Source organism: Pseudomonas sp. TNT2022 ID1044 (genome assembly GCF_028656895.1).
Lineage (GTDB): Bacteria > Pseudomonadota > Gammaproteobacteria > Pseudomonadales > Pseudomonadaceae > Aquipseudomonas > Aquipseudomonas reinekei.
The window spans coordinates 41,484-66,820 of sequence record NZ_JAMDHB010000025.1 but is presented as its reverse complement, the minus strand read 5'-3'; the positions used below and the strand labels follow the sequence as shown (position 1 = coordinate 66,820).

Below are 25,337 nucleotides of genomic sequence, written 5' to 3'. Positions count from 1 at the left end.
GGGCATCCCCCCGGATCGATTGACGCAGGGCCATATTCGAGCGCTTTTAGCGATGAAACAAATTAGCAACCATCGCTTTTTTCGATGGCGTACAAGCGGCACACTCAAGCACTCTTCTTGATGCTTAAACCGCCCCGTTCGACCAGGAGTAAACCGATTGCGCTTCTCACTCGATCAACTGCAGATGTTCGCCCAAGTGGTCAAAAGCGGTTCGTTCTCCGCCGCTGGTCGTAAGCTGGGCAAGACGCAATCGACCATCAGCGCAGCGATTGCCAATCTCGAAACCGACTTGGGCGTTGATCTGTTCGACCGCACCAACCGCAGCCCTGCCCTCACCGCCAGCGGCCACAAACTGCTGATCCAGGCCGAAGCCGTGCTCGAGCGCTGCATGACCTTCGAGGCACACGCCCAATGCCTGTCGGAAAACGTCGAACCCAGCCTGACCTTGGCTATTGAAACGCCCTACGGGCCGATCATGCCGGTGCTCAAGGCCTTCGAGCAGGCGTTTCCCTTCGTCGACCTGATCATCCGCCATCCGGTGCACGGTGACGTCAGTGAACTGGTGAGCAGTGGAGAGGCGGAGCTTGGCGTGGCGTTTTCACAACCGGGCTATCCGAAGGAACTCGCGTTCCAGCAACTGGGCAAATTGATCATGCTGCACGTCTGCCATCCCGATCATCCATTGGCACATCTCGACACCGTTACGTTCGAGGACCTGCACGTGCATCGACGCCTCGCATTCAGCGCGCACGCCAACAAACTACCCAGCAGCGAATACCTGCGCTCGACCCAACTGTGGCAAGCGGAGAACTACCTGGCATTGCTGGAAATGGTCCGCGCTGCGCTCGGTTGGGCCACCCTGCCCCGTCAACTCATCCAGCGCGAGTTGGCCCGGGGCGAACTGGTGGAACTACCCCTCTCGGCCTACCCGCACACCGACTGGCAGATTGGCGTCGACCTCTTGTGGGCGCGCCAGCGACCATTGGGCCAGGCTGGCCGCTGGCTGAAAGAGAAACTGCAGGGCAACAAAGTGTTTGAACTGGATCGCAATGGACAGATCACCACGTTGTGACCAATCTGAAACGGCTGCAGGCTGAAAAAGCTCACCTAAAGTACACAAAAACGCCCTCTCACCCCTTGGCAATCTCCGGCGCCAACAACCACTCCGCGCTGTCATTCCAGACGTCCATATGCGTGATCTTGCCGTCACGCACTTCGAAGCGGTCCAGATAGCGGTTGCCGGAGAAGCGGCGGCCGTCCGGCCATTCGCCGAACAGTGTGCCGTTGGAATACACCACGGTGTGGTCGCCCCGGTCCATCCAGTCGAAATTTCCCAAGGCCTTCTTGACCCAGGCGTAGCGTGAGCCGTTGAACGCGGTGATGGTTTGCGGATCGGGCATGGCGCGGCCACCGGTGAAGGTGATCTTTACATCGTCGCTCATGAACGTGGCTGCCCGGACCGGATCCGGAGCCATGGAGGCCTCAAGAAAATTGCTAACAATCTGTACATCTTTGTTGATTTCCGACATCGCTAAAACTCCTGACTTAAGGAATGACCAGTGACTGAAAACGCCTTTGCATGGTGCAAGCCGCCTTCTTTTGGAGCGAAAAGCGGCGTAATAGCCAGCAAAAGCGCTTGTTTTGGAGGCTGTTGTGACTGGCATCCTACTTGCTAGCAATAATTATGCAACTGCTAGCAATCAGGAGATTCAACTATGGCCATCCGGCTTCCAAACCTGCAACGTCTGCTGTTTCCCGTGGCTGCAGCAGTCACGCTCAACCTGGCAATGTCCGGTGCCGCGCAAGCGGCCGAACCGCCGATCAAGGTCGGCCTGGTCGCCGCCCTTTCGGGTCAGTCGGCCAAATCCGGCGAGGCGCTGACCCGGGGCCTGACCATGGCCATCAACGAGGTCAATGCCAGCGGCGGCGTGCTCGGGCGTCAGCTGGAACTGGTGCGTCGTGACGACGAAAGCAACCCGTCCAAGGGCATACTCGCCGCTCGCGAACTGGTCCAGCGAGAAAAAGTCACCGTGCTCTTTGGTGGTCTTGATACGCCGGTTTCCCTGGCCATCGTGCCGCTGGTCAATCAGATGAAAATACCGTTCATGGGCATCTGGGCGGCCGGTACGAAAATCACCGAGAACGGCGCAGCCGATAACTATGTGTTCCGGGTTTCCGCCGTCGATGAACTGGTGGATGAAGCGCTGGTGAAATACGGCGTCGACCACGGCATGAAGAAGCCGGGGATGATCCTCATCAACAATCCATGGGGCGAGTCCAACGAGGCTGGCTTCAAACGCGCCCTGGAAAAACGCGGCATGGCCAACGCCGGTGTCGAGCGTATCCAGGACAGCGATCTCGACGTGGTGCCACAGCTGACCCGCTTGAAAAACGCCGGTGCGGACACCCTGCTGCTGGTCGGTAACGTCAGCCCCTCGGCACAGGTGGTCAAGTCACTGGATCGCATGGGTTGGGACGTGCCGGTGGTCTCCCACTGGGGACCGGCCGGTGGTCGCTTTGGCGAGCTGGCCGGGCCCAATGCATCTCGCGTGCATTTCATTCAGACCTACGTGTTCACCGAGAACAACAGCGCCAAGGGCGATGCCCTGCTGGCCGCGCTGAAAGCGGCTTACCCGCAAATCAAGACGCTGGCTGACGTTACGCCGGCAGTGGGCATTGCCAATGCCTACGACGCGCTGCACCTCACCGCGCTGGCCATCGAAAAAGCCGGCAGCACCGACGGCAAGGCTGTGCGCGACGGGTTTTACGCCATCAACGAATACGACGGCTTGATCAAGCAGTACAAGCAACCGTTCACCGCATCCAGGCATGACGCGCTGGGGCCTGACGACTACCTGTTCACCCACGTCGTCAACGACCAAATCGTGCCGCTCAAGCCTGAGGAGTAAGCCCATGTTCACCGCCGCCATCGTCACCGGCCTCGGCCTGGGCAGCATGTACGCGTTGCTGGCCTTGGGTTTCCACCTGACCTACGTCGTCTCGCGCACCGTCAACTTTGCCCAGGGCAGCGCCATGATGGTCGGCGCGGTGCTGGGCTACACCTTCTGCATCACGTGGGGCTGGTCGCTGTGGCTGGCCCTGCCGCTGACGCTGATGCTCTGTGCGCTGTACGGTCTGGTGATCGAGCGCTGGCTGGTACGGCCCTTCCACAGTCGCGGTTCTCAGGCCTGGCTGATGGCGACGGTAGCGGGCGGCATTCTGGTGGATAACCTGGCGCTGTTTACCTTCGGCAAGGAGCCACGCCAGTTTGAAAGCAGCATGGTCAACCTGAACTTCGAGTTGTTCGGCAGCAACGTCGCTGCGCTGCAATTGCTGATTCCGCTGGCAGGCGCCGGCATTGCCCTGGCGCTGTATCTGGTGCGGCGTTACACCCGGTTGGGCAAGGTGCTGGAAGCCTGCGTGCAGAATCCCCGCGCGGCGATGCTGATGGGGATCAACGTCAATCGCGTGGTCGCCATCGCCTTTGCCGTGTCCACGGTATTCGCCGGCGTGGCGGGTTTGTTGATTGCGCCGCTGTTCAGCGTCAACGCGGAAATGGGCATGTTGTTTGGCCTGAAGGCGTTTGCGGTGGCCATTCTCGGCGGCATCACCAGCGCTGGCGGCGTGTTCACGGCGGGGCTGCTGTTCGGCCTGACGGAAGCATTGATCACCTTGTATTTCGGCTCCGCATTCACCCAGATCTTCACGTTTGCGCTGGTCATTGTCGCGCTGGCGATTCGTCCCAACGGTCTGTTCGGCAGCCAGGCATTGGTAAAAGTATGAAAAATCTCAACACCCTGGCCGCACCGGTCTTCATTGCCCTGCTCGCTATCGTCTGCGGCGTTATTGCGTTCACGCTCGACAGCTACTCATTGCTGGTTTTCACCCTCTGCGCCCTGGCGGCGGTGGTCGGTGTGGGCCTCAATATTCTGATCGGCCTGAGTGGGCAGATTTCTTTCGGGCATATCGCCTTCTACGCCATCGGTGCCTATGTGTCGGCGTTGCTGACCCTGGCGGGCTGGCCGTTGTGGCTGGTCCTGCCACTGGCCGGTGTGGTGGCCGGACTGGTCGGCGCACTGTTGGCGATTCCCGCACTTCGGGTCAGCGGACCGTATCTGGCGATGATCACCATCGCCTTCAGCTTCGTGGTGCATCACGGCCTGATCGAATGGCGGGACGTGACGGGCGGCTCCAACGGCTTGATGGGTATTGCGTTGCCGGAATTCGCCGGCCTTGATCCAGCGACTTTCCTCGCCCTGTTGGCCGGTGCGCTGATGATTGGCGCCCTGCTGTTCTATCAGCGCTTGAGCCACAGCAGCTGGGGCAAGGCCATGCGCGCGGTGAAAGCCTCGGAAATTGCCGCCCGCTCACTGGGTTTCAACCCGGTCATCAGCAAAACCCTGGCGTTTGCCCTGTCGGCGGCATTGACCGGACTGGCGGGCAGTTTGCTCGCACCCTTGCTGATGTTCATCAATCCTGAATCCTTCCCGTTCTCCCAGTCCATTCTGTTTGTGCTGGCGGTGATTGTCGGCGGCAGCGGGATGCTGTTCGGGCCGCTGGTGGGTGCACTGCTGATTGTGCTGGTGCCGGAACTGCTGTCGGACTTTGCCGAATACCGCTTGCTGATCTTCTCGGTGCTGCTGCTGTTGGTGCTGTGGATTGCGCCCAACGGGCTGCTCGGCGCCCTCGCCCGACGCTGGATCAAACCGACCCGCTTGTTGCCACCCACGCAGATCGATCAGCAGCGCATCGCCGCGCACTTGCGCAGCCGTGGCCCGTCTTCAGGTTTGCGGGTCACTGACATTGGCATTCGCTTCGGCGGCGTGCAGGCTGCGCAACACGTCAGCCTGCATGCACCTGCCGGCAGCATCACCAGCATCATCGGCCCGAACGGTGCGGGTAAAACCACCGTTCTGAATATGATCAGCGGGTTTTATGTTCCGGACAGCGGCCAGATCGAATTGCAACAGCCGCTGGCCGGCCTGCCTGCCTGGAAAAGCGCCCGGGCCGGTATCGCTCGCACTTATCAGACCACCCTGCTGTTCGGCGAAATGTCGGTGATGGACAACCTGCTGGTAGCGATGCAGAAAGGTCGCCTGGGCCTGCCGTTCAGTCTTTCCACTGGCGAGCAGCGAAGCCTGGCGCTGGACCTGCTGGCACTGGTGGGCTACCGCGGCGAAGTGAATATTGCCGCCGAGGACTTGCCCCATGTGGATCGCCGCCTGGTGGAAATCGCCCGCGCACTGGCCACCGCGCCTGCGGTGTTGTTGCTGGATGAACCGGCAGCGGGACTCAGTCGGCGCGACACTGATCATCTGGCCCTGCTGCTGCGCAAACTGGCGGACTTTGGCCTCTCGGTGATTCTGGTCGAGCATGACATGGAGCTGGTGATGTCGGTGTCCGCGCACCTGCTGGTGCTCGACGCCGGCAAGCCGATCGCGTCAGGTCCTCCGGCTGAAATCCGTCGCAATCCGCAAGTGATCGCCGCGTACCTGGGCGGCACCGATTATCAGGCCACACCACGGGAACAGGCCTGGGATGGCAGCCGCGATGCGCGCCTGTTCGTCAAGGATCTGGTCATCGACTACGGCGCATCGGCGGTGGTCGACAAGGTCAATCTGCTGGTCAATCCCGGCGAGCTGGTGGCGATTCTCGGCGCCAACGGCGCGGGCAAATCGAGCATCCTGCAATGCCTGGCAGGCCTGCATCGTGCCAGCGGCGGCAGCATCCTGCTGGACAACGAAAACATCGAGCAGGCCAACGCCAGCACCATCGCGGCAAAAGGCCTGGCGCTGGTGCCGGAAGGCCGTCAGGTATTCCCTTATCTGAGTGTGCGCGACAACCTGTTGCTCGGTGGCTATTCACGCCGCGATGCCTTCGATGCCGACGCTGAAATCGAGGCCATCCTCAAGCGCTTCCCGCGTCTTCGCGACCGCATCGACAACCCGGCCGGGCTGCTGTCCGGTGGTGAACAGCAAATGGTCGCGGTGGGTCGCGGCCTGATGGCCAAGCCAAAGGTTCTGTTGCTGGATGAGCCCTCGCTGGGCTTGTCGCCCGCCATGATCGGCGAGTTGTACGACGCACTGGCCGCACTGCGCGACGAAGGCGTGACCATCCTGTTGGTGGATCAAATGGCCAACCTCGCCCTGCAAGTGGCGGATCGCGCTTATGTGCTGGAAACCGGGACCATTGTCAAAGCCGCCAGCGCCGCAGCGTTGCGCGACGACAAAGAGCTGGCTGCCGCTTACCTCGGTGAAGGGGCCGTCGCATGAGCGCCCTGAAAATCATCAATGCCCGGGTGGGTGATGCTCACCGTCATAGCGAACTGCTGGTCGAGGACGGCTATTTCGTCGCAACCTTCAGCAAGGACGCCAGCGATTGGCAAACCCTCGACCTGCACGGCCAACTGATCATGCCGGGCCTGATCGAAACCCACCTGCATCTGGACAAGGCCTGCATCATGCAACGCTGCCATCTGCATGAAGGCACGCTGGCCGAAGCGGTGGCGCAAACGCGCGCAGCGAAAGCCGAGTTCAGCGAAGACGATGTCTATCAGCGCGGTGCCCAGGTGCTGGACAAGGCGATTGTGCAAGGCACCACGCACATTCGTACCCATGTCGAGCTGGACCCGCAGATCGGCCTGACCGGGTTCAATGCCATTCGCCGCTTGCAAGCTGACTATGCCTGGGCCATCAGCCTGGAGATCTGCGTGTTCCCCCAAGAGGGCCTGCTGAACAATCCGGGGACTGAAGCGCTGTTGTGCCAGGCACTGGAAAGCGGCGCCACCGTCCTCGGCGGCTGCCCCTACATGGACAGCGACCCGAACGGGCAGATCCAGCGCCTGTTCGAACTGGCGGTGCGCTACGACTGCGATCTGGACCTGCATCTGGATTTCGACCTGAACCCGGAAGGCATGACCGTCATCGAAGTCGCACGCTGTACGCAGTTGCATGGCTGGGGTGGACGCGTGACCATCGGCCACGCGACCAAACTGTCGGCCTTGCCCAAGGAGCCACTGACAGCGCTTGGCCTGCATCTCGCCAAAGTGGGCGTACAGGTGACATGCCTGCCCAGCACCGATCTGTTCCTGACGGGCCGCGAGGCGTTTCACAACAAACCCAGGGGACTGGCGCCACTGGCGCATCTGCAGGCTTGCGGCGTGACCTGTTCGGTGTCGACCAACAACATCGGCAACCCGTTTACGCCGTATGGCGATGCGTCGTTGATCCGTCAGGCCAACCTGTACGCCAACGTCAGTCAGATGGGCACGGTGGCGCAACTGCGGCAATGCCTGGCCTGGGTATCAAGCGAGTCGGCACGGCTGTTGAGGTTGGCGGATTACGGCCTGATGCCGGGCTGTCGCGCTGACTTCATTGTGTTCGACGCGCCCTCGCCTGCCGCGGTCATCGCCGAAATATGCGCGCCCGTCATGGGGTACAAGGGTGGGAGGCAAACGTTCAATCGGTCGGCGGCAACGTTGATGAAACCGAGTCATTAACCCCCCAGGGCTAATCAATCAGCGCCTGCTTGAGGTTGAATTCCTCAGGCGCACTTTCTTCCAGGGCCAACTGCCCTTCCAGTTCGTCCAGGTGTTCGAGCATCACCGCCACGGCTTTTTCGGTATCGCCATTTTCCAGCGCGGTGATGATCTCCTGATGTTCATCCGAAGCACAGGATGGCACGTCATTGCGTTGATACAGCGCGACGATCAACGAACTGCGCACCATCAGGTTGGCGAGGATGTCGCTCAGCACGGCATTGCCGCTGATCTCGCCGAGCAGCAGGTGAAATTCGCTCAGCTCGCGGACGATGGCACGTCGATCCGTGTCGTTGGTGGCTTTGCGCTCGTTGTTCATATGTTTGGCGATGCGCTGGCGCTGTTTGCGCATCACCGCCGGCGTGATGGCCTCGACAATCGCCCGCTCAATGGCGCGACGAGCGTTGAAAATATCTCGCGCTTCCCTCGCGGTCGGCTGGGCAACCATGGCGCCGCGATTGGCTTCGATGGTCACCACTTTTTGCATCGCCAGACGCTGCAACGCCACCTGCACATGATTGCGGTTGGCTTGCAGGGTTTCGACGATATGGGCCTCTACCAATCGAGTGCCAGGCGGCAGGCGATGCTGGGCGATAGCCTTGAACAACGCATCGACGATACGTTGCACCTCAAGCTGTTTGGCGGTGACAGTGCTCAAGCCCATCCTTTCCTCTGTTGTCCAGAAAGCCTCAGGCCAATACACAAGGCTGCGGATGGCGGGCAATCGGCGGCATTATCCGCCAGCGGCACCCACCCGGCAAATGCCCGGTTCAACGATCAGTGTGCCTGACCGAGACCCGTGCCCTCGCCCCGTGGATCATGCATGGCGCTGCGTCGGTCATCGGCATCGATGGCGATGATCCCGGCGTGGCCGGTCATGGGGCTGCGCACAGGGATGATTTCCACCTCATGCCCCAGCATCCCGAGGCCTTCAATCGTCGCGGCCCCCATGTCGCCTTCCAGCTTGAGGTTGTCAGTGCTGTCAAAGAAACTGCGACCCAACAGAAAGCGCGGGGTGCACAGCGCCTGATCAATGGGCTGCTGGTAGTCGATCAGTTGGGTCGCCAGGACCATCTGAGTCTGCGGTTGACCATCGCCCCCTTGCGTGCCGAAGAACCAGCGTCGGCCATCGTCAGCCAGGTAGCAGGACGGGTTGAGCGTGTGCGCCGGACGCTTGCCCGGGGCCCAGCCGTTGACGTGCCCGGGGTTGGCGTTGAACCCGGCAGCGCGGTTCTGCCACAGCACGCCGGTGTCACCAAGAATGCAGCCCGAGCCGAAGTCGTGAAACAGGCTCTGGATCAGACAGGCCGTACGGCCCTGGGCATCGGTTGCGGCCATCCACACGGTATCGGCGGGACGCCCCGGCTCGCTCCACGGAGCCGCGCGCTGGTCGTCAATGGCATCGGCGTAGGCCTGAATCTGCACGCTGTCGAGACTGGCAGCAAAATCCCAGGGCTGGCTCATCGGATCGCACAACTGCGCATTGCGCCGCAGCAGGCCTTGTTTGATCGCTTCGACCAGATAGTGATAGTAGAGCGCGCTGCCGTTGCCGACTTGCGCCAGCGGCTTGTGTTGCAGTGCGGCCATGGCCTGCAAGGTGTACAAACCCTGGCACGGCGGCGCGACATTGTAGAGTCGGCCTGCGCGGTATCGGACCGAAATCGGTGCGACTTCAGGGGCGCGGGTTGCGGCCAGATCGGCAGTCGTCAAGCCACAACCGAGGCGATCAAACGCGGCCCCGAAAGCCTCGGCCAGTTCACCGTGGTAGAAATCCTCGACGCCGTGTTTCGCCAGATGCCGAAGGGTGTTGGCCAACTCGGGCTGGCGCAGGGTATCGCCCTCGCGTAGCCAGCGCCCGTCGGTTTTGCACAGGCGATGCAGGTCCGGCAATTGCTCGATCAGCGGCTGACGCAGGGTTTGCCAGAACAGTTGCGATTGCGAAACCACGGCACCTGCATCCGCCACGCTGGCGGCATCTGCCAACAGATCCGCCCAGCCCAGCCGGGAGCCCCATTCCTGGCGGCTAATGTCCGCAGCGGTTTTCCAGCTCGCCATCGCGCCCGCCGTGCTGGCCACCGACGCCGGACCGCGCACGGTGATGCTTGCGCCCTCGGGCAGACGCTGCCCGGCCTGGCCGATCCCCACGATGGTGCGCACCTTGCTGTCGTGGATCATCCATAGGGCATCGCCGCCCAGACCGGTCATGTGCGGAAAAACCGCAGCGAGCATGGCACTGGCCGCCAGCATCGCATCAATGGCAGTGCCACCCGCGTCGAGAATGCGCATGCCGGCGGCGCTGGCATCGGCATGGGGCGTACAGATCACAGCACGACGGGAGGTAGCGATCATGGTTCAAAGGCTCTCTTTTGCTAGCTATCAGTAGTTTGATTGTTAGCAAAAGCAAGATGTATGCCTTCTGTGTCCTGCGGGAAAAGGGCTGGCGCCCTGGCCTCACCCCGGCCTCAGGGTTTCGCTGTTCCCAGCAATTGGGCGCGCAGTTCAGGGTTGCGTGTTCGCGGGTCTAGCCAGATCGCAAAAAAAGCGTTGGCGAACGCAATATCCCTCACCACATGTTGCAGTTTCTCGCCGACGTAAAAACGTGCGCCCTCTCCAGGTTTATAGACTCCGGTGATGCGGTCACCTGCGCGCACATCGACAAACGCCTGCTGCATTTCCCACTCCCAGCGCGTCAACAACGCTGGATTCAGAGGGTTGGGTGACAGGCGGCGAATTTCCTTGATGCTGGCCTCGACCAGATCTTCGCGACTTACCGCGCGACGGTAGGTCAGCTCCAGCGCAAAAGGCACATCCGCACCTGGCGATTGACCGGCAATCAGGCGCGGGCTCCAGAATTGCGCGCTGTAGATAGAAAAACCAAACACGCTCATGTCCCCGCGCCCCAACAGACGAGCATCGGGTAAAGCCTCACGCCAATCAGCTAACAGTTCTGCGCTCTGGAGCATCAGAACAAAACAGATAACGCGGCGGATTAGGCCGTCCGGCTGCCTGGTCATACGAAGGCCTCGATAAGACTCAATGAACGTCCTTAAAAGTTATACCAAATAATAGATTTGTATAGTTTTCGTCTCAAATTCGAGTGCCCCCTGAAAAAACGGATACCGACGACATGTAAAAATAATGCAGGTGCCAAGGGACTCAGCACGATTCCCGCGTCGCCGACGCGACCGTCGAGCTGCCGTTGATATGGGCTCGGGGTTATCACCGCACAGCCATGACGCACATTGTCAGCTCGTTTTTTTAGGCCTACCTTATGCACATACCTATACACGACAACCTACAATGTATAAGAAAATGATTGCAGCTTGTCCCTCCATTCCCTGCGTACTTGTGCAGCACTGCGTTCATGATGAGATGTGCGGCGCCCTGGGGAGGCGTATTTCGCCGGAGACCGGCACATGAGCAACGTTCGCCGACTGTGCCTGGTTCTGGGCGACCAACTGTCGTTCGACCTGGCCTCATTGCAGGGGCTGGACGCCGAGCTCGATACGGTGCTGCTGGCGGAGGTGATGGAAGAAGCCAGCCATGTGCCCCATCACCCGCAAAAAATCGCACTGATTTTCAGCGCGATGCGCCATTTTGCCGAGGCGCTGAGGCAGCGCGGTCTGCGCGTGCACTACGTCACCCTCAATGATCCGCACAACAGCGGATCGTTACCCGGCGAATTACGGCGTTTGCAGTCACTGCTGCAACCCCAGGAATTGCACCTGACCGAGTGCGGTGACTGGCGCCTGGAGCAGTCGTTCAAGGACTGCGGTTTAGCGATACAGTGGCATGGCGATAGCCGTTTTCTTTGCACCCGGGCCGAATTTTCGTCCTGGGCCGAAGGCAAAAAGCAGCTGCGCATGGAGTTCTTCTACCGTGAGATGCGCCGTAAAAGCGGCTTGCTGCTCAATGGTGATAGCAGCCCCGTCGGCGGCGCCTGGAACTTTGATGCCGAAAACCGCAAAGCCCTGCCCAAAGGCATGAGAGCGCCCTCGCCCGTGCGCTTTTCGGCCGATGCCATCACCCAGGATGTGCTGGCGCTGGTGGCAGAAAACTTCTCCGGCCACTACGGCGCGCTCGACACCTTTGACTACCCGGTGACCCACGCCGATGCCCAAGCCTTGTGGGACTACTTCCTCGATTGGGGTCTGGCGGCCTTCGGCGACTATCAAGATGCAATGGCCAGTGACGAGCCTTTCCTGTTTCATGCGCGAATCAGCGCCGCGCTGAATATCGGCCTGCTGGATCTGCGTCAGGTGTGCAGCGACGTCGAGGCGGCGTACTGGGCGCACCGGATTCCCCTGAACGCCGCCGAAGGCTTTATCCGTCAACTCATCGGCTGGCGTGAGTATGTAAGGGGCCTCTACTGGCTGAAAATGCCCGACTACGCCGGCGGCAATCTGTTTGGCAACAGCCGGCCGCTTCCGGAGTTCTACTGGACGGGCGACACCAAAATGAACTGCATGGGCCAGGCGATCGGCCAAAGTTTGAAACATGCCTATGCCCACCATATTCAACGGCTGATGGTGACCGGCAACTTTGCGCTGCTGGCCGGCATTGCACCAAACCAGATTTGCGACTGGTACCTGGCGATCTACATGGACGCGTTCGACTGGGTTGAACTGCCCAATACCTTGGGCATGGTCATGCATGCCGATGGCGGTTACCTGGGCTCCAAGCCGTACTGTGCCAGTGGCCAATACATAAAGCGCATGTCGGATTACTGCCGTAACTGCGCGTACAACGTCAGTGAAAGCACGACGGACGATGCCTGCCCTTTCAATGCGCTTTACTGGCATTTCCTGATGCGTCACGGCGACCTGTTGCGCAGCAATCAGCGCATGGGCATGGTCTACAAAAACCTCGACCGCATGACTGGACTCAAGCAGCAAGCACTTTGGGAACGGGGCGAGCAACTGCTCGCCAGACTGGATGCCGGGGAGTCGTTTTGACGCGTCATCCAATGGCTGCCGCCTGACCTGAAAGGAGACCAGGGGTTTTACAGGGGAAACGCCAGGCAAAAGCTGGTCCCGCTTTCAGAGCTGTCAACACTCACGCGACCGCCATGCACTTGCATAATCGACCGAACGATTGCCAGGCCCAGGCCGCCGGAGTCGTCCGGTTGATTTCGTGATGGGTCACACCGGTAAAAGCGTTCAAACAATCGTGGCAGGTGCTCCGGAGCAATCGGATCACCGTGGTTGTGCACGCTGAGTTCGAGCATGTTTTCCCGAATCTCGCTGGTGATGGTTACTGCAGTACCGGGCGTAGCATGGCGCAGCGCATTGGCAAGCAAGTTCGCCAATGCTCGACGGATCAAGATCGGATCTGCCACCAACTCACCCTTGGTTTGATCAATGAGCTGGACGTCCCGCTCTTGCGCTACGCCTTCGAAATACTCGCACAACTGCGCACCTAGTTCGGGTAGATCCACGCGCTCAGGCTTGATCGAGATATGTGATTGCTCGGTCCGCGCAAGAAACAACATGCTGTCAATCATTCGCGCCAGTCGCTCGTATTCTTCCTGGTTGGAGACCAGCAGGTTCTGATACTCATCAACAGTGCGGCCATGCCTGAGCATATGCTGGGTATGGCCCATCAGGTTGCTCAATGGCGTACGCATCTCATGAGCGAGATCTTCCGAGAAACGAGAGAGTTGGGCAAACCCGTCTTCAAGTCGCGCCAACATTTGATTGAGGGCTTTGCTGAGAACTCGGAGCTCGCTCAGTTCATTGAAGTCATCCAACCGCAGATGCAGATGCTGAACATCAATGCCAGCGGCACGCACAGCCAGTTGGCGCACCGGTCGCAAGCCACGCTGACTGACCCACCAGCCGAGCGCAAAGGCGAGTAAAGCGCCGACGGATAAGGTTAGCCAAAGCTTGAATCGGTAGACGCTGAGCATCTGCTCGCGCTCAATCAGCAACTTGGCGGCAATCAGGGTTAGATGGCGGTCTCCATTGACGACCGTCAGCCAGGCCAGACGGACGGGCTCAGCGTAGTTGCCGTCACCCAGTTGCGCCGTTGGGGTAGCCTGCAACTTGGGCAAGACCAACTGTGCAGGGTTGATTTCGATTAACACCTTGTCAGCGTCATCGACAATCCATAACAGGTTGTCACGATTTCCCAGCATGTTTTCATAAAGCTTTGGCCGGCCGCGCAGCGTTTCGATACTGTCGCTGTCGTTGATCAACGCTTGCATGCGTTGTAACCGTCCAAGCAAAGCCTGGTCGTCGCGCCAGGCTATTTCTCGCTGTAACGATTGATAAAGATAAAACCCGATAGCGCCCATCAGTAGCATGCTGACCAAGGCAAACATGACGGCAAGGCGCACACTCAAGGCGCTCGGCACGAGTTTCAAGATTGCACCTCAAGCAGGTAGCCAATACCGCGAACGGTATGGATCAGCTTGAGCGGGTAAGGATCGTCCACCTTTGCCCGCAGCCGGCGGATGGCAACGTCAACAACGTTGGTGTCGCTGTCAAAGTTCATTTGCCACACCTGGGAGGCAATAAGCGCGCGCGATAGCACCTCTCCTTCTCGACTGAGCAATAGATGCAGGAGCGCGAATTCTTTGTTGGTCAGGGTAAGACGCTGGCCACTGCGAGTGACCTTACGCCCTAATAAATCCAGACTCAGATCGGCAACGAGAAACTGTTCAACCTCGCGAGGCGGCCCCCTGCGCAACAACGTACGCACGCGCGCCAGCAGCTCCGCGTAGGAAAAAGGCTTGACCAGATAATCATCTGCTCCCAGTTCCAATCCTTTGACCCGGTCGTCGATGGAGTCACGTGCAGTGAGGAACAACACAGGCGTTTGCCACTTGCGCCGGATGATCTGAAGTAATTGCCAGCCGTCCAAGCCGGGGAGCATTACGTCAAGAATGATCAAGTCGTATTCACTTTCTTGCACCAGGTGCTGGCCATCCAGACCATTCAAGGCGACGTCCACTGCATACCCGGACTCACTCAAGGCTTTGTGCAGGTAATCGGCAGTTTTCGCTTCATCTTCAACGATCAGGATACGCATCTTTTCCTCCAGAACAGGCGCATAGGCTAAGCCGATATGCCGCCCTCTCACATTACAAATTGGTAATCCGGGGGCAATCATCCTGTCGGGATGAGCGGCTCATTATGCCCAACGATTTTTTCAGTCACGCTCAACCAAGGGGAAAGGCATGCGTATAACCGGATCAACCTTATTGCTGATCACATTGGCGGTGAGCTCGACGTTTGCAGTTGCGGCACCCGACAGTCAGGTTGCGCAGCGCAAGGATATGACGCTGACGCTGGCTAATAACCTGGCCGGTGCCGCATTGGCAGCCTGCCATTTGGAGGGCAGAACAGGCGTTGTCGCTGTCGTCGACCGTGGAGGTAATTTGGTCGCCGTACAACGCGACGACAATGTCGGCCCGCACAACACGCTGGCCGCTCAGCGCAAAGCGTATACGGCTCTGTCGACCAAGACACCCACGAGGCTGCTGGCAGAACGTGCTCGCAGTACTGCCGATGCCGAAAATCTGAACACTGTGCCTGAGTTGTTACTGCTCGGGGGCGGCGTGCCGGTGTTGGTCGAGGGAGAGGTTATCGGTGCAATCGGTGTCGCCGGTGCCGGAGGAGCGGCATTCGACGAAGGATGTGCACTGACCGCCATTTCTAAAATTTTAACTGCCACTCATTAAGAGACGATCATGAACGTATTGAAATTGTTTTTCGCAGGCGCCGTATTGAGCGCGCTCTCCTCGCTGGCATCAGCTGCGGCAAATCCCCTGAGCGTACATGTATTGAATCTACAGGACGGATTACCTTCCCCGGCAGTCAAGGTGACCCTGGAAAAAAAGAATGGCCAGAGCTGGGACATGCTCAACACTGCATCAACCAATGATCAAGGGCGGATCCCTGAGTTCTATCCGGATGGAAAATCATTAGAGAAAGGCATTTACCGGGTAACGTTCAAGACCGGCGAATGGTTCACTGCACACAAGATCGCCAGTTTCTTTCCGGAAGTACCGGTTATTTTCGAAGTGGACGGTACTGTTCCCCACTACCACATTCCGTTGCTGCTCAGCCCTTATGGCTTTTCCACTTACCGTGGAAATTAAGGAATAGGCGAGAATAGATAAGAGCCCGAATGCAGAACCGGGCTCTTTTTATGTGCCAGCATCACTTGAGTTCGAAATCCGGCCAAAGAACAGACGTTCGGGCCGGTTTTCCCTTCGAATCAGAAACTCGCTTTTACCGAGACCATGAAGTTACGCGGATCACCATAGTAGTTACCGAAAGCCTCGGTCCCGATGGTGGCGTAGTAGCGCTTGTCGAAGAGGTTATTGCCGTTGAGTGCCACCGACCAGGTGTCGTCGATGCGGTAGCCGATGCGGCCGTTCCAGATCGCATAACCTGACTGGCTGATTTTCTCGCCACTGGACGGAGACACGCGGAAGTTGTCGCTTTGCGCGTTCACACCGGCACCGATGGTGAAGCGCTCCAATGATCCGCCCAACGCGTAGTCACCCCACATCCGCAGCATATGCCGAGGCACATAGCTGTTGAACGCGGCGCCGTTCAGGCTGCTGTCGATGTCATCCAGGGTTTTGGTCTGGGTGTAGGTGTAGCCCGCCAGCACTTGCAGGCGTTCGATGACTTCACCGCTGATCTCGGCCTCAAAACCCTGGGCGCGAACCTTGCCGGCATTGACGTAGCAATAACCGTCGGAGGACGGGCAGGACGAGTTGAAGTCCGTCTGTGCCTGATCTTTCTGGATCGTGCGGAACAGGTTGAAGGAGCCGTTCAGACGACCGTCGTACCAGGCGCCCTTGATCCCCAGCTCATAGCTCTGGCCAACCAGCGGCTTGAGCGCCGAGCCGTCCTCGGAGCGGTAGTTGCCTTGCGGGGTAAAGATGTCCGAGTAGCTGGCGTAGGCCGTCAGGTTCTCGTTGAGGTCCAGCAGCACGCCGGCAAATGGCGTGACTTGCCCGGTCTCGGTGGTACTGGAGTGTTCCGAAGTCCCCGTGTTGATGAAGTCGGAGTCGGTATCGGAGTTGTACCAGCTCACCCGAGTGCCGACCACAAAGGTCAACGGATCGGCCAGTTTCAACCGCAGTGTCGAATACACGCCCTTCTGTTTGGTCACTGAATTGACCGGCCCGCCGCGAGACGAGTTATCGATGAAGTAGCTGTCAGCCGGCTCCGGGATATGTTTGTCGGGGTTGAACACGTTTTGCCGTTGCGGCAGAAACGCCACCGAGTAGAAGTCGTCCTTATTCGAACGGCTGGCGTTGAAGCCCACCACCCATTCATGTTTCTGACCGAACGCGTCGAACTTGCCATCGACGTACGCATCGAGTCCGTAATCGACCTGATCGTAATCGTACATACTGCCGAGCATGCCGGTGGTGTTCGTGCCGGGAGTCACCGCGCCGGAAGCGAATGCGTACTTGATGTCCTGGGTGTTTTTTGTATAGACGCTGGCGACCTTGAGGCTCCAGTCGTCGTTGATCTGATGCTTCAGATCACTGAACACCGTGGTGCGCTTGCTGCGCCATGTATTCCACGAAGGATCGAGACAGGTCGAGCGGCTGAGCTTCAAGTCGCTGCGATCCCGGTAACGCGGCAAGCCGCCCCAGCAAGGGTTGGCGTCGACGTCTTCATAGGCAACGCCCAACCCGAGGGTCGTGTCGGGGCTCAGGTCCGCGTCGAGCGCGCCGTAATACACCTGATCCTTGCGACTGGCGTCATCGACAAAGTAATGCCGGCTCTGCTCGGCCACCACCGCCCGCCCGCGCAAGGTGCCGGTTTCGTTCAGCGGGCCACCGGTGTCGACCTGGCCACGGTAGTTGTCCCAGCTGCCGCCGGACAGCGTGATTTCGGTGTGCGGGGTCGTCTGCGCGCGTTTGCGCACGAAATTCACCCCGCCAGCGGTGCCACCCGAGCCTTTCATCATGCCCGCCGCACCACGCAGGATTTCAACGCGGTCGTAATAGGCCATGTCACCGCTGAAACTGTCGGCCTGAACATAGAGGTTGCCCATGTCCAGCGGAACGCCGTCGTACTGATACTGGCCGGACATCCGGAACCCGCGCGAGTAAAAGTATTTGCCGCCCATGGTCGAGTCGTAGACGGTGATGCCCGGGGTCTTTTCCATGACCTGGTCGATGGTGTTCAGGTTCTGGTCATCGAGCATCTTGCGGGTCATCACCGTAACCGATTGCGGCGTCTCCCTGAGCGAGTGTTCGCCCTTGCCGATGGTCACCGCCCCCGTGGTGTAGGAGCCGCTGTTTTCCGTGGTCGCACCGAGCATTTGCCCATTGATGTTGGTGGCGCCCAGTTCCAGCGCCGAGCCGGTCGCCGGTGCCGGACGCAGCACATAAGTGCCATTGCCCTGGGGTTCGGCTTGCAGGCCGCTGCCGGCCAGAATCCGCGCAAACCCTTCGCTGATACCGTACGCACCCTGGAGCCCGGAGGATTTCAAGCCATCGGTTTGACGCGCATCAAACGAAAGCGCCGCACCCGCCGCGCTGGCGAAATGACTGAGCACTTCGGTCAGGCTGCCTCCCGCGATGTCAAAGGACTTGACCGCGTTTTGCTGTTGCGCCGGCAACTGCGCCGCCATCGTGACGTTTGACCACACGCCCGCGGTCGTTGCCGCCAATAGCCCGACCTTGACTGCGGTCGTCAACCGACCCGGTTTGTACACCCGAAACATGCTTACCCTCCCCCAAAAGACGATCTGTAAAAACTCATTGAGGGATGAGCCGAACGGTGCGCATGAAAAGTGCAAACCCACGCAAACTTTTTTAATTCACTGGAAAATCGCATTGGCAGGTGGCGACACGGTGACCCAATAACGGCTGTACCGCGCGATGCGCAGGGAGAACCCGCTCTCCAGCGCCGCCAGTGCCAGGTCAGTGTCATCAATGGGAAATGCGCCGGACACCTTGAGCTGTGCAATGCGCGGATCACAGCGCAACACCCCGGTGCGATAGCGAGAAAGATCGGCCAGCAACTCGCCCAAGGGACGATTGATCGCAATGATGCTGCCCTGCTGCCAGGCACCAACGGAAGCGTCGTTGCGCCGGACAGCGCCCACCGATTGGCCATCGAAATCCAGGGACTGCCCGGCCTCCAGGCGCACCGCCGAGCCACCACCCGCCGAACGGACCTCCACAGCCTTCTCGATCACTGCCACCCCTCCACTCTGCTCGGCGCAACGGACGATAAATCGCGTCCCCAGTGCCAGCACCTCTCCATGACGAGTGAAGACCTTGAATGGCCGTTGCGAAGGATCGACGGCGGTTGTCACCAGGATTTCGCCGCGCAACAGTTCGAGCGTACGTTGACGACCATCGAATCGCAGGTTGACCGAGGTATCGGTGTTCAGCAGCAAGGAGGTGCCATCCGCCAGGCGAAACTCACGGCGTTCACCCACTGCGGTGTGAAAATCGGCAAGCAGGTCCTGGGAGGTTTCACTGCGCCAGCCCAACCAGCCCAGTGAACCGGCTGACGCGATGACCAACACACTGCGCAACACCTGACGCCGGGTTTGATCTGCGCCGCGTAATGCGGGTGCAGCCAGCGAGCCCGGCACGCCCGCCATCTGCTCGCCGACATCGACCATGCGCTGCCAGGCCTGGCGATGAGAAGGATCTGACATCAGCCAGTCATTCCAGGCGGCTCGATCGGAATCGGTCGCGACACCGGAGCGAAGCCGGGCGTACCACTGCGCGGCGACGCCAATCACTTTCAGCTCGGCAGGTGAAAGGCTCATGCCAATTCCAACCGGATCTGCATCAGGCAGCAATGCTCCATGGCCTTGGCCATGTAGTTATTGACCGTGCGGGAACTGATGTTCAAACGCTCGGCGATCTGCGGGTATGTCAGGCCGTCGAACTGGGACAGGATGAACGCCTGCTTGACCTTCGGCCCCAAGCCTTGCAGCAGGCGATCGATTTCTACCAGGGCTTGCAACAGGATCGCCTGCTCCTCCAGCGACGGCTGCTGCCATTCGGGCATGGCGGCCAAGGCTTCCAGATAAGACTGTTCCAGCGAGCGTCGACGAAACAGGTCGATCAACAAGCCTTTGGCGATCATCGACAGGTACGGGCGCGGCTCGCGGATCTCCAGCGCGTTACGTGCCTTGATCACCCGAACGAAGGTGTCCTGCGCCAGATCCGCCGCATCGAAAGCATTGCCCAGGCGCTTGCGTAGCCAACCCTTGAGCCAACTGTGATGGTCGCAATAGAGATCGTGAACGGCGCTACGCAGGGATAATTCGTTGGCGGACATGACGAGGGAGTCATTCGTTACTGATAATGACTCTTATTGTCATGCGCACTGCGAGTGGTTTGCAATAGCCATATGGCGTTGCCAGGGAAACTCGCAGCCATCTGCTTTCAAAGTCACCTCTTTGATCCCCCCGCTGCGTTATTCACGCGAAGACCTACGCGATGTATATTTATTGACATACGCAGCGAATGCGAAATAGCATGAACTCATACGGGACGTATGCTCTACCCAATTCAAGGAACGACATCCTCGAAACCCGCAGTAAATCTGGAGCATTTATGATCGACAGCCTCGCCGGATACCAGTCACCGTCCCTGATTACCGATGCAGCCACCCGGGAATCTCTCAATGCATTTATCGCCAAGGTGCTTGAAGGCCTTTCCACCCCAGGCTCAGATGTCGCCAAGTACTTCGCCGACCCCGACGTCGCGATCGCCGGCTCTGGCCTGGACGAGTACTTCATGGGGACCGAGGCCGTTCAACATGGCGTGACCTGGGTGAGCACCTTGAACATTCGCTGGGAGCCAAAACGGGTGGTGTCCTGGATGCGCGCAGACATTGCCTGGGCGCAGATCCGCATTGACGGCCACACGATTGAAAATGGCGAGCCGACAGTCGTCCAGTACGTCGCAACCGGGGTCTTCCAGCGCAATGGCGACAGTTGGACCTGGCTGTACTGGGGCGGCGGCGAACCGCAGAAAGTAGCCCGGCTGTAACACGACCTTTTCAGCAAGGTCGCCAGGCGAGACGAGTAAAAGAAAAGAGCCCCTGATCCAGGGGCTCTTTTTATAGGGCCTTGGCCCAATCGCGCAGCAAATACTTCTGGATCTTGCCGGTCGAGGTTTTCGGCAACTCGCTGAACACCACGGTTTTGGGCAACTTGAACCCCGCCAGATGCTCACGGCAGAAGAGGATGATCTCGGTCTCCCGGGTGTCCTGATAACCGGCCTTGAGCGTGATGTAGGCGCAAGGTGTTTCACCCCATTTTTCGTCCGGGCGGGCCACCACGGCGGCCTCCAACACGGCCGGGTGAAGATAGAGAACATCTTCAACCTCGATGGTGGAAATGTTCTCCCCGCCGGAGATGATGATGTCCTTGAGGCGATCCTTGATTTCGACATAGCCGTCGGGGTGACGAACCGCCAGGTCGCCAGTATGGAACCAGCCCCCCTCGAAAGCTTCGGCTGTCGCTTGAGGGTTCTTCAGGTAACCCTTCATCACCGTGTTACCACGCATGAAGATTTCGCCAACCGTGGTGCCGTCGCAAGGCACTGGCTCAAGGGTTCGCGGATCGGCCACCATCAGCCCTTCCAGGGTCGGATAACGCACGCCCTGGCGCGCCTTGATCTTTGCCCGCGCGTCCAGCGGTTGTTCGTCCCATTGCGCATGCCAGGCACACACGGTCACCGGACCGTACACCTCGGTCAGGCCATAAACGTGGGTGACCTTGATGCCCATCTCCTCGACCGCGCCAATGACTTTGGCCGGTGGAGCGGCGCCCGCCAGCATGGCGTCGACCGGATGATCGATAGTGACTTTGGCCGAGTCGGGCAAGTTAACCAGCCCATTGAGCACAATCGGCGCCCCACACAAATGGCTGACCCGATGTTGCCGGATAAGCGTGAGAATTTTTTGCGGGTCGACGCGGCGCAGGAATACGTGCGTCCCGGCCAGCGCGGTGACCGTCCACGGATAACACCAGCCATTGCAGTGGAACATCGGCAATGTCCACAGGTACACCGGATGATGCCCCATGGCCCAGGTCATCTGATTGCCCAGTGAGTTGAGATAGGCTCCGCGATGGTGATAGATGACGCCCTTCGGATTACCCGTGGTGCCGGAAGTGTAGTTGAGCGAGATGGCTTGCCATTCGTCTTCCGGCCATTGCCAGGCAAACTGCGGGTCACCTTCAGCGAGGAACGCTTCGTAATCCAGCGCGCTGACGGGGCTGCCTTCGCCGTACTCCGGATCGTCCACATCGATCACCATGGGCGGATGCGAGAGCAGGCTCAAGGCCTCACGAATGACCACGTGGAACTCACGGTCGGTGATCAACACCTTGGCTTCGCCGTGCTCAAGCATGAAGGCAATGGCCTGAGTATCCAGGCGCACATTCAGGGTATTGAGGACTGCGCCAATCATCGGCACGCCGAAGTGAACTTCGAGCATCGCGGGAATGTTCGGCAGCATGACCGCCACCGTGTCGCCCTTGCCGACACCCCGTCCGCTGAGCGCACTGGCAAGCCGCCGGCAGCGTTCATAGGTTTGTTGCCAATTGCGCCGGATGGCGCCGTGGATCACGGCGGGATAATCGCCATAGACAGCGGCAGTACGCTCGATAAAGCTCAACGGGGAAAGGGCGATGTGGTTGACTGCCGAGGGCGCCAGGCCCGTTTCGAAAATCGACATGAGGTTTTCCTGTTGGGAGATCACCAGCCTGTTTTGCGGTGCTGGAAACCTCCGATGGCTGATTGTTAGCTCTGATCAGGTTTCGACAACGCCCCCGCCCGATCGGCGGGGACGCTGCAACGGTGAAGCATCGAATCAAGCGGTTTGCTTCTTGCTCTTGCGCAAGAACGACCGCCAGGTCATGGCCCAATGTTCAGGGTCTTCCAGCGGTGCGCTCTTGAGCCGGTGGATCGCCTGGTTATGCGGCGACGTCTTGACGATCTCCGGGTTGGCGTATGCCTCGTCCGAGATGTGCGCGAGCACTGCAATCCAGGTGTCCAGCGCCTCTTTGCCGTACATTTCGCCCGGTTCCGGGGTGAAGGGCTCAGGCACCAGCCACGGGTGATGACTGCTCCACATGGGATCGATGCCGAAGTCGCTCATGCGGTTCTGCACATCGTGGACGTCGACGCCGGTGTCTTCCTTGAGCTGCTCAAGACTGTAGCGTGTCATCTCCATCCGTGGGCTGGTGGCATCAGGATGTGAACGGGTCACGCCACGAATCGCCAGCAAGCCTTTTTCCATGTAGTTATTGGCCAGCACCGAAATGTCGGACGCTTCAGCCATCCCCGCAGCCCCCATGGCCCGAGACCAGGCATAGGCCTTGAGGATCACCGGAACGTTGCCCCAAAACTCGCGGATCTTGCCGGTGCTCTGCGGACGGTCGTAATCCAGGCTGTAGCGCTCACCGTCGAAAGCCACCACCGGCGCCGGCAGGAACGGCGCCAGTTCCGCCGAACAACCATAGGCACCCACTGCCGGGCCCCCTACTCCACTTTTTGGCGCGCCGAAGGTTTTGTGCAGCATGAACATGCACGCATCGAAGCCGAGCTCGCGGGCACGAATCTTGGTCATTGCGCCGTTGAAGTTGGCGTGGTCGTAGAAGCACAAACCACCCGCTTCATGCACCACCCGCACCCACTCACGGATCTGCGGGTTGTACACTCCCATGTCGTCGGGATTGTTGACCATCAACGCGGCTGTGCGATTGGACACGGCGGCCTTGAGGGATTCAAGCGACGGGTAACCGTTTTCCTCAATCATCAGGGTGATGACCTTGAACCCGGCGGCAGCGGCTGTCGCGGCACTGCTGGGGTGAGTCTGGATCGTGGTGATGATCTCGTCTCGCTGCGCCAGTTCACCACGCGAAGCATGGTAGGCGCGGGTCACGGCGCAACTGGTGTAAGCCGCGTCAGCACCGCCGCCCGCCTGGAAGATGAACTGATCCATCCCGGACAGCTCGCGCAGAATCGTGTCCATGCCGTGCACCACTTCCAGCGCGCCTTGCAGGGTGTCTTCGTCCTGATACGGATGAACGTGGGTAATTTCCGGACGCCAGGCCATCGCCTCGTTGATCTGAGCGTTGTACTTCATGGTGCAGGTGCCGAACAGGCTAATTTTCATCATGCCCAGGGTCTGCTGCGACAGGCGCAAATAGTGATACAACACCTCGGGCTCGGACATCTCCGGCAAAGCCGGTTTGCTCGAACGCCGCATACTCGCCGGAATGAGTCCGTCGGCGCTGCCGACAGCCGCCTGCACACCGGACTCGACGTCAGAAAAAATCACACCGCGACGGCCGGGATAGCCCATCTGCAGAATGACGGGTTCGCTCCAGACGGGAGCGCGGTATTCCTTGAGTGTTGTGCTCATTGTGCGATTACCTTTTTGAGTGCATCGGCCAGACGCTGAAGATCGGCCTGAGTGTGAATCTCGGTGACGCAGTAAAGGGCGCTGGCCCCAAGCGCTGGAAAATCCTGTGTCAGGTCTTTGCCGCCGAAAATCCCGAGCGCGAGCAAGCGCTTGTTGATGTCTTTCACGCTGACGCCGGCTTCGTCGAAGTTCACCACGAACTCCTTGAAGAACCCGGATGGGAACGTCACGCGCACGCCTGGAATATCACCCAGCAGCTTCGCGGCGTAGTGCGCCCGTTGCAGGATGATCCGGCCCACGTCCTCAAACCCTTTCGGCCCCATCATGGCCATGTACACGGCATTGGCGATGGCCCACATGTACACCGAGTGCCCCGTCCAATCGTTACCCTTGTCACGCAAACCGTAAGACGATTGCTCGAACAGACTCAGGCCAAAACCGTATTCACCGGGCTGGGTGGTTTCGGCGATGCTGATGAACAACGTCGGGTATTGATGCGCGTAGAGTTCTTCGTCGCGAGTCGCAATGAAGCCGCTGACACCGCCCCCGCAGTTCATGTGCACGCCGAGCGGTTGCGTGGTGCCGACCACGATGTCCGCGCCGAAGTCGATCGGTGCTGCCAGTACACCCAGCGAGATGGGATCGACACCGACGATCACCTCGGCGCCAACGGCATGGGCAATGGCGGCGATCTCGGCGCCTTGCTGTTCGATCACACCGAAGTAGGACGGGGTTTCAAAATAGACGGCAGCGGTTTGCGAGCCGATCGATGCACGAAGATGATCGAGATCAAGCAATCCGGTCGCCGGGTCGTAGTCGACAAGACGCACAACGATGTGGCCCGGCATATCAATCGGCTCGCAGTAATTACGGATGATCGACAACCGCTCCGGATCGATGGCGCGCACCACCGCCACTTCGTTGCGCCCGGTAATGCGCGTGGCCATGCGAATGGCGTGGCCGGCGGCGCAACCCCAGCTGCGCACCGGCAGGCCGACCAGATCCATGTTCAGCAGCTCGCCGAGCTGGCTGCAGAATTCAAACCAGGCCTGATTGCGACCGTGGTCGGAACTCGGCTCGCCAAACACCGAGGTCAGCCACTCATTGCGACGCACGACCTCGTCGCACGCCGCCGGAACGTGATGCTGCCAGCAACCGGCGCCCAGGAAGTTGAGGTTCTGCTCGCAGGTCTTGTTCTTCGACAGCGTACTGACCAGGTGCCGACGCAGCTCGTTCTCGGTCAATGCTGGCGGCAGATCAATCGGACGTTGCAGCCGATGTGCCTCGGGGATCTGCTGGAACAATTCCTCGATGCTGTCGGCACCGATTGAGTCGAGCATATCCTGTTTGAGAGCAGGAACGGAGTTCGCCATGTAGGGGTGGGCGACATGATTACTCATGGGGTTATCCTCGTT

Annotated in this window: 21 protein-coding genes; 9 read left to right on the top strand and 12 right to left on the bottom strand. The window is 59.6% G+C overall.

The window, feature by feature from the left end; translation table 11 throughout:
* The first annotated feature begins 157 nt into the window (after positions 1–157).
* Positions 158–1,072, top strand: coding sequence for a LysR family transcriptional regulator (locus tag M5G20_RS25565; RefSeq protein WP_273921446.1), 915 nt, complete (start codon positions 158–160; stop codon positions 1,070–1,072).
* Positions 1,073–1,130: 58 nt separating this feature from the next.
* Here the strand turns inward: M5G20_RS25565 and M5G20_RS25560 are convergent, their stop codons facing one another.
* A complete protein-coding gene (locus M5G20_RS25560; RefSeq protein WP_273921445.1) occupies positions 1,131–1,529 on the bottom strand; it encodes a nuclear transport factor 2 family protein in 399 nt (132 codons plus the stop codon).
* Between the two features lie 186 nt (positions 1,530–1,715).
* Here M5G20_RS25560 and M5G20_RS25555 point away from each other — a divergent pair, with 186 nt between their 5' ends.
* Genes M5G20_RS25555 through M5G20_RS25540 form a run of 4 tightly spaced genes read left to right on the top strand, consistent with a single transcriptional unit; the run spans position 1,716 to position 7,498 of the window.
* Entirely contained in the window at positions 1,716–2,909 is a 1,194-nt protein-coding gene (locus tag M5G20_RS25555) for an ABC transporter substrate-binding protein (protein ID WP_273921444.1), read from the top strand.
* 4 nt (positions 2,910–2,913) lie between these two features.
* The gene (locus M5G20_RS25550) at positions 2,914–3,783 is read left to right on the top strand and encodes a branched-chain amino acid ABC transporter permease (protein WP_273921443.1); all 870 of its coding nucleotides are present in this window, start codon (positions 2,914–2,916) and stop codon (positions 3,781–3,783) included.
* On the top strand, positions 3,780–6,272 hold the full coding sequence (locus M5G20_RS25545; RefSeq protein ID WP_273921440.1) for a branched-chain amino acid ABC transporter ATP-binding protein/permease: 2,493 nt from the start codon (positions 3,780–3,782) through the stop codon (positions 6,270–6,272). Before M5G20_RS25550 ends, M5G20_RS25545 begins: the two co-directional genes overlap by 4 nt.
* Positions 6,269–7,498: an amidohydrolase family protein gene (locus tag M5G20_RS25540; protein ID WP_273921439.1), complete on the top strand. Its 1,230-nt coding sequence runs from the start codon at positions 6,269–6,271 to the stop codon at positions 7,496–7,498. The genes M5G20_RS25545 and M5G20_RS25540 overlap by 4 nt, the downstream gene beginning before the upstream one ends.
* Positions 7,499–7,508: 10 nt before the next feature.
* On the opposite strand, the gene M5G20_RS25535 is transcribed toward M5G20_RS25540, so the two are convergent.
* The 3 genes from M5G20_RS25535 to M5G20_RS25525 form a co-directional block, all read right to left on the bottom strand.
* Positions 7,509–8,201 carry a GntR family transcriptional regulator gene (locus tag M5G20_RS25535; RefSeq protein ID WP_273921438.1) on the bottom strand — a complete coding sequence of 231 codons (693 nt, stop codon included), beginning with the start codon at positions 8,199–8,201 and terminating at the stop codon, positions 7,509–7,511.
* Between the two features lie 113 nt (positions 8,202–8,314).
* A complete protein-coding gene (locus M5G20_RS25530; RefSeq protein ID WP_273921437.1) occupies positions 8,315–9,886 on the bottom strand; it encodes a gamma-glutamyltransferase family protein in 1,572 nt (523 codons plus the stop codon).
* A 113-nt stretch (positions 9,887–9,999) separates the two neighbouring features.
* Positions 10,000–10,500 (bottom strand): chalcone isomerase family protein, encoded by a 501-nt coding sequence (locus M5G20_RS25525; RefSeq protein ID WP_273921668.1) that lies wholly within the window; start codon positions 10,498–10,500, stop codon positions 10,000–10,002.
* Positions 10,501–10,953: 453 nt separating this feature from the next.
* Here M5G20_RS25525 and M5G20_RS25520 point away from each other — a divergent pair, with 453 nt between their 5' ends.
* Positions 10,954–12,492, top strand: a complete 1,539-nt coding sequence (locus tag M5G20_RS25520) for a cryptochrome/photolyase family protein (protein ID WP_273921436.1) — start codon at positions 10,954–10,956, stop codon at positions 12,490–12,492.
* 47 nt (positions 12,493–12,539) lie between these two features.
* Here M5G20_RS25520 and M5G20_RS25515 read toward each other — a convergent pair whose 3' ends face one another.
* The gene (locus M5G20_RS25515) at positions 12,540–13,901 is read right to left on the bottom strand and encodes a heavy metal sensor histidine kinase (protein ID WP_273921435.1); all 1,362 of its coding nucleotides are present in this window, start codon (positions 13,899–13,901) and stop codon (positions 12,540–12,542) included.
* Positions 13,898–14,569, bottom strand: a complete 672-nt coding sequence (locus M5G20_RS25510) for a heavy metal response regulator transcription factor (protein WP_150734522.1) — start codon at positions 14,567–14,569, stop codon at positions 13,898–13,900. The genes M5G20_RS25515 and M5G20_RS25510 overlap by 4 nt, the downstream gene beginning before the upstream one ends.
* A 148-nt stretch (positions 14,570–14,717) precedes the next feature.
* Between M5G20_RS25510 and M5G20_RS25505 the strand changes: the two genes are divergently transcribed.
* Positions 14,718–15,221 carry a GlcG/HbpS family heme-binding protein gene (locus M5G20_RS25505; protein ID WP_273921434.1) on the top strand — a complete coding sequence of 168 codons (504 nt, stop codon included), beginning with the start codon at positions 14,718–14,720 and terminating at the stop codon, positions 15,219–15,221.
* A 9-nt stretch (positions 15,222–15,230) separates the two neighbouring features.
* Entirely contained in the window at positions 15,231–15,641 is a 411-nt protein-coding gene (gene uraH / locus M5G20_RS25500) for a hydroxyisourate hydrolase (protein ID WP_273921433.1), read from the top strand.
* A 119-nt stretch (positions 15,642–15,760) separates the two neighbouring features.
* On the opposite strand, the gene M5G20_RS25495 is transcribed toward uraH, so the two are convergent.
* From M5G20_RS25495 to M5G20_RS25485, 3 genes are all read right to left on the bottom strand, one after another.
* The gene (locus tag M5G20_RS25495; RefSeq protein ID WP_273921432.1) at positions 15,761–18,241 is read right to left on the bottom strand and encodes a TonB-dependent siderophore receptor; all 2,481 of its coding nucleotides are present in this window, start codon (positions 18,239–18,241) and stop codon (positions 15,761–15,763) included.
* A gap of 96 nt (positions 18,242–18,337) precedes the next feature.
* The gene (locus tag M5G20_RS25490) at positions 18,338–19,303 is read right to left on the bottom strand and encodes a FecR domain-containing protein (protein ID WP_273921431.1); all 966 of its coding nucleotides are present in this window, start codon (positions 19,301–19,303) and stop codon (positions 18,338–18,340) included.
* Positions 19,300–19,821 carry a sigma-70 family RNA polymerase sigma factor gene (locus M5G20_RS25485; RefSeq protein WP_273921430.1) on the bottom strand — a complete coding sequence of 174 codons (522 nt, stop codon included), beginning with the start codon at positions 19,819–19,821 and terminating at the stop codon, positions 19,300–19,302. The genes M5G20_RS25490 and M5G20_RS25485 overlap by 4 nt, the downstream gene beginning before the upstream one ends.
* Positions 19,822–20,099: 278 nt before the next feature.
* On the opposite strand from M5G20_RS25485, the gene M5G20_RS25480 reads away from it, so the two are divergent.
* On the top strand, positions 20,100–20,537 hold the full coding sequence (locus M5G20_RS25480) for a nuclear transport factor 2 family protein (RefSeq protein WP_273921429.1): 438 nt from the start codon (positions 20,100–20,102) through the stop codon (positions 20,535–20,537).
* A gap of 70 nt (positions 20,538–20,607) precedes the next feature.
* On the opposite strand, the gene M5G20_RS25475 is transcribed toward M5G20_RS25480, so the two are convergent.
* From M5G20_RS25475 to gcvPA, 3 genes are all read right to left on the bottom strand, one after another.
* Positions 20,608–22,230 carry an acyl-CoA synthetase gene (locus M5G20_RS25475; protein WP_273921428.1) on the bottom strand — a complete coding sequence of 541 codons (1,623 nt, stop codon included), beginning with the start codon at positions 22,228–22,230 and terminating at the stop codon, positions 20,608–20,610.
* A gap of 135 nt (positions 22,231–22,365) precedes the next feature.
* The gene (gcvPB, locus tag M5G20_RS25470; protein WP_273921427.1) at positions 22,366–23,922 is read right to left on the bottom strand and encodes an aminomethyl-transferring glycine dehydrogenase subunit GcvPB; all 1,557 of its coding nucleotides are present in this window, start codon (positions 23,920–23,922) and stop codon (positions 22,366–22,368) included.
* Complete coding sequence (gene gcvPA, locus M5G20_RS25465; protein ID WP_273921426.1) at positions 23,919–25,322, bottom strand: aminomethyl-transferring glycine dehydrogenase subunit GcvPA; 1,404 nt, start codon at positions 25,320–25,322, stop codon at positions 23,919–23,921. Before gcvPA ends, gcvPB begins: the two co-directional genes overlap by 4 nt.
* Positions 25,323–25,337: the final 15 nt, after the last annotated feature.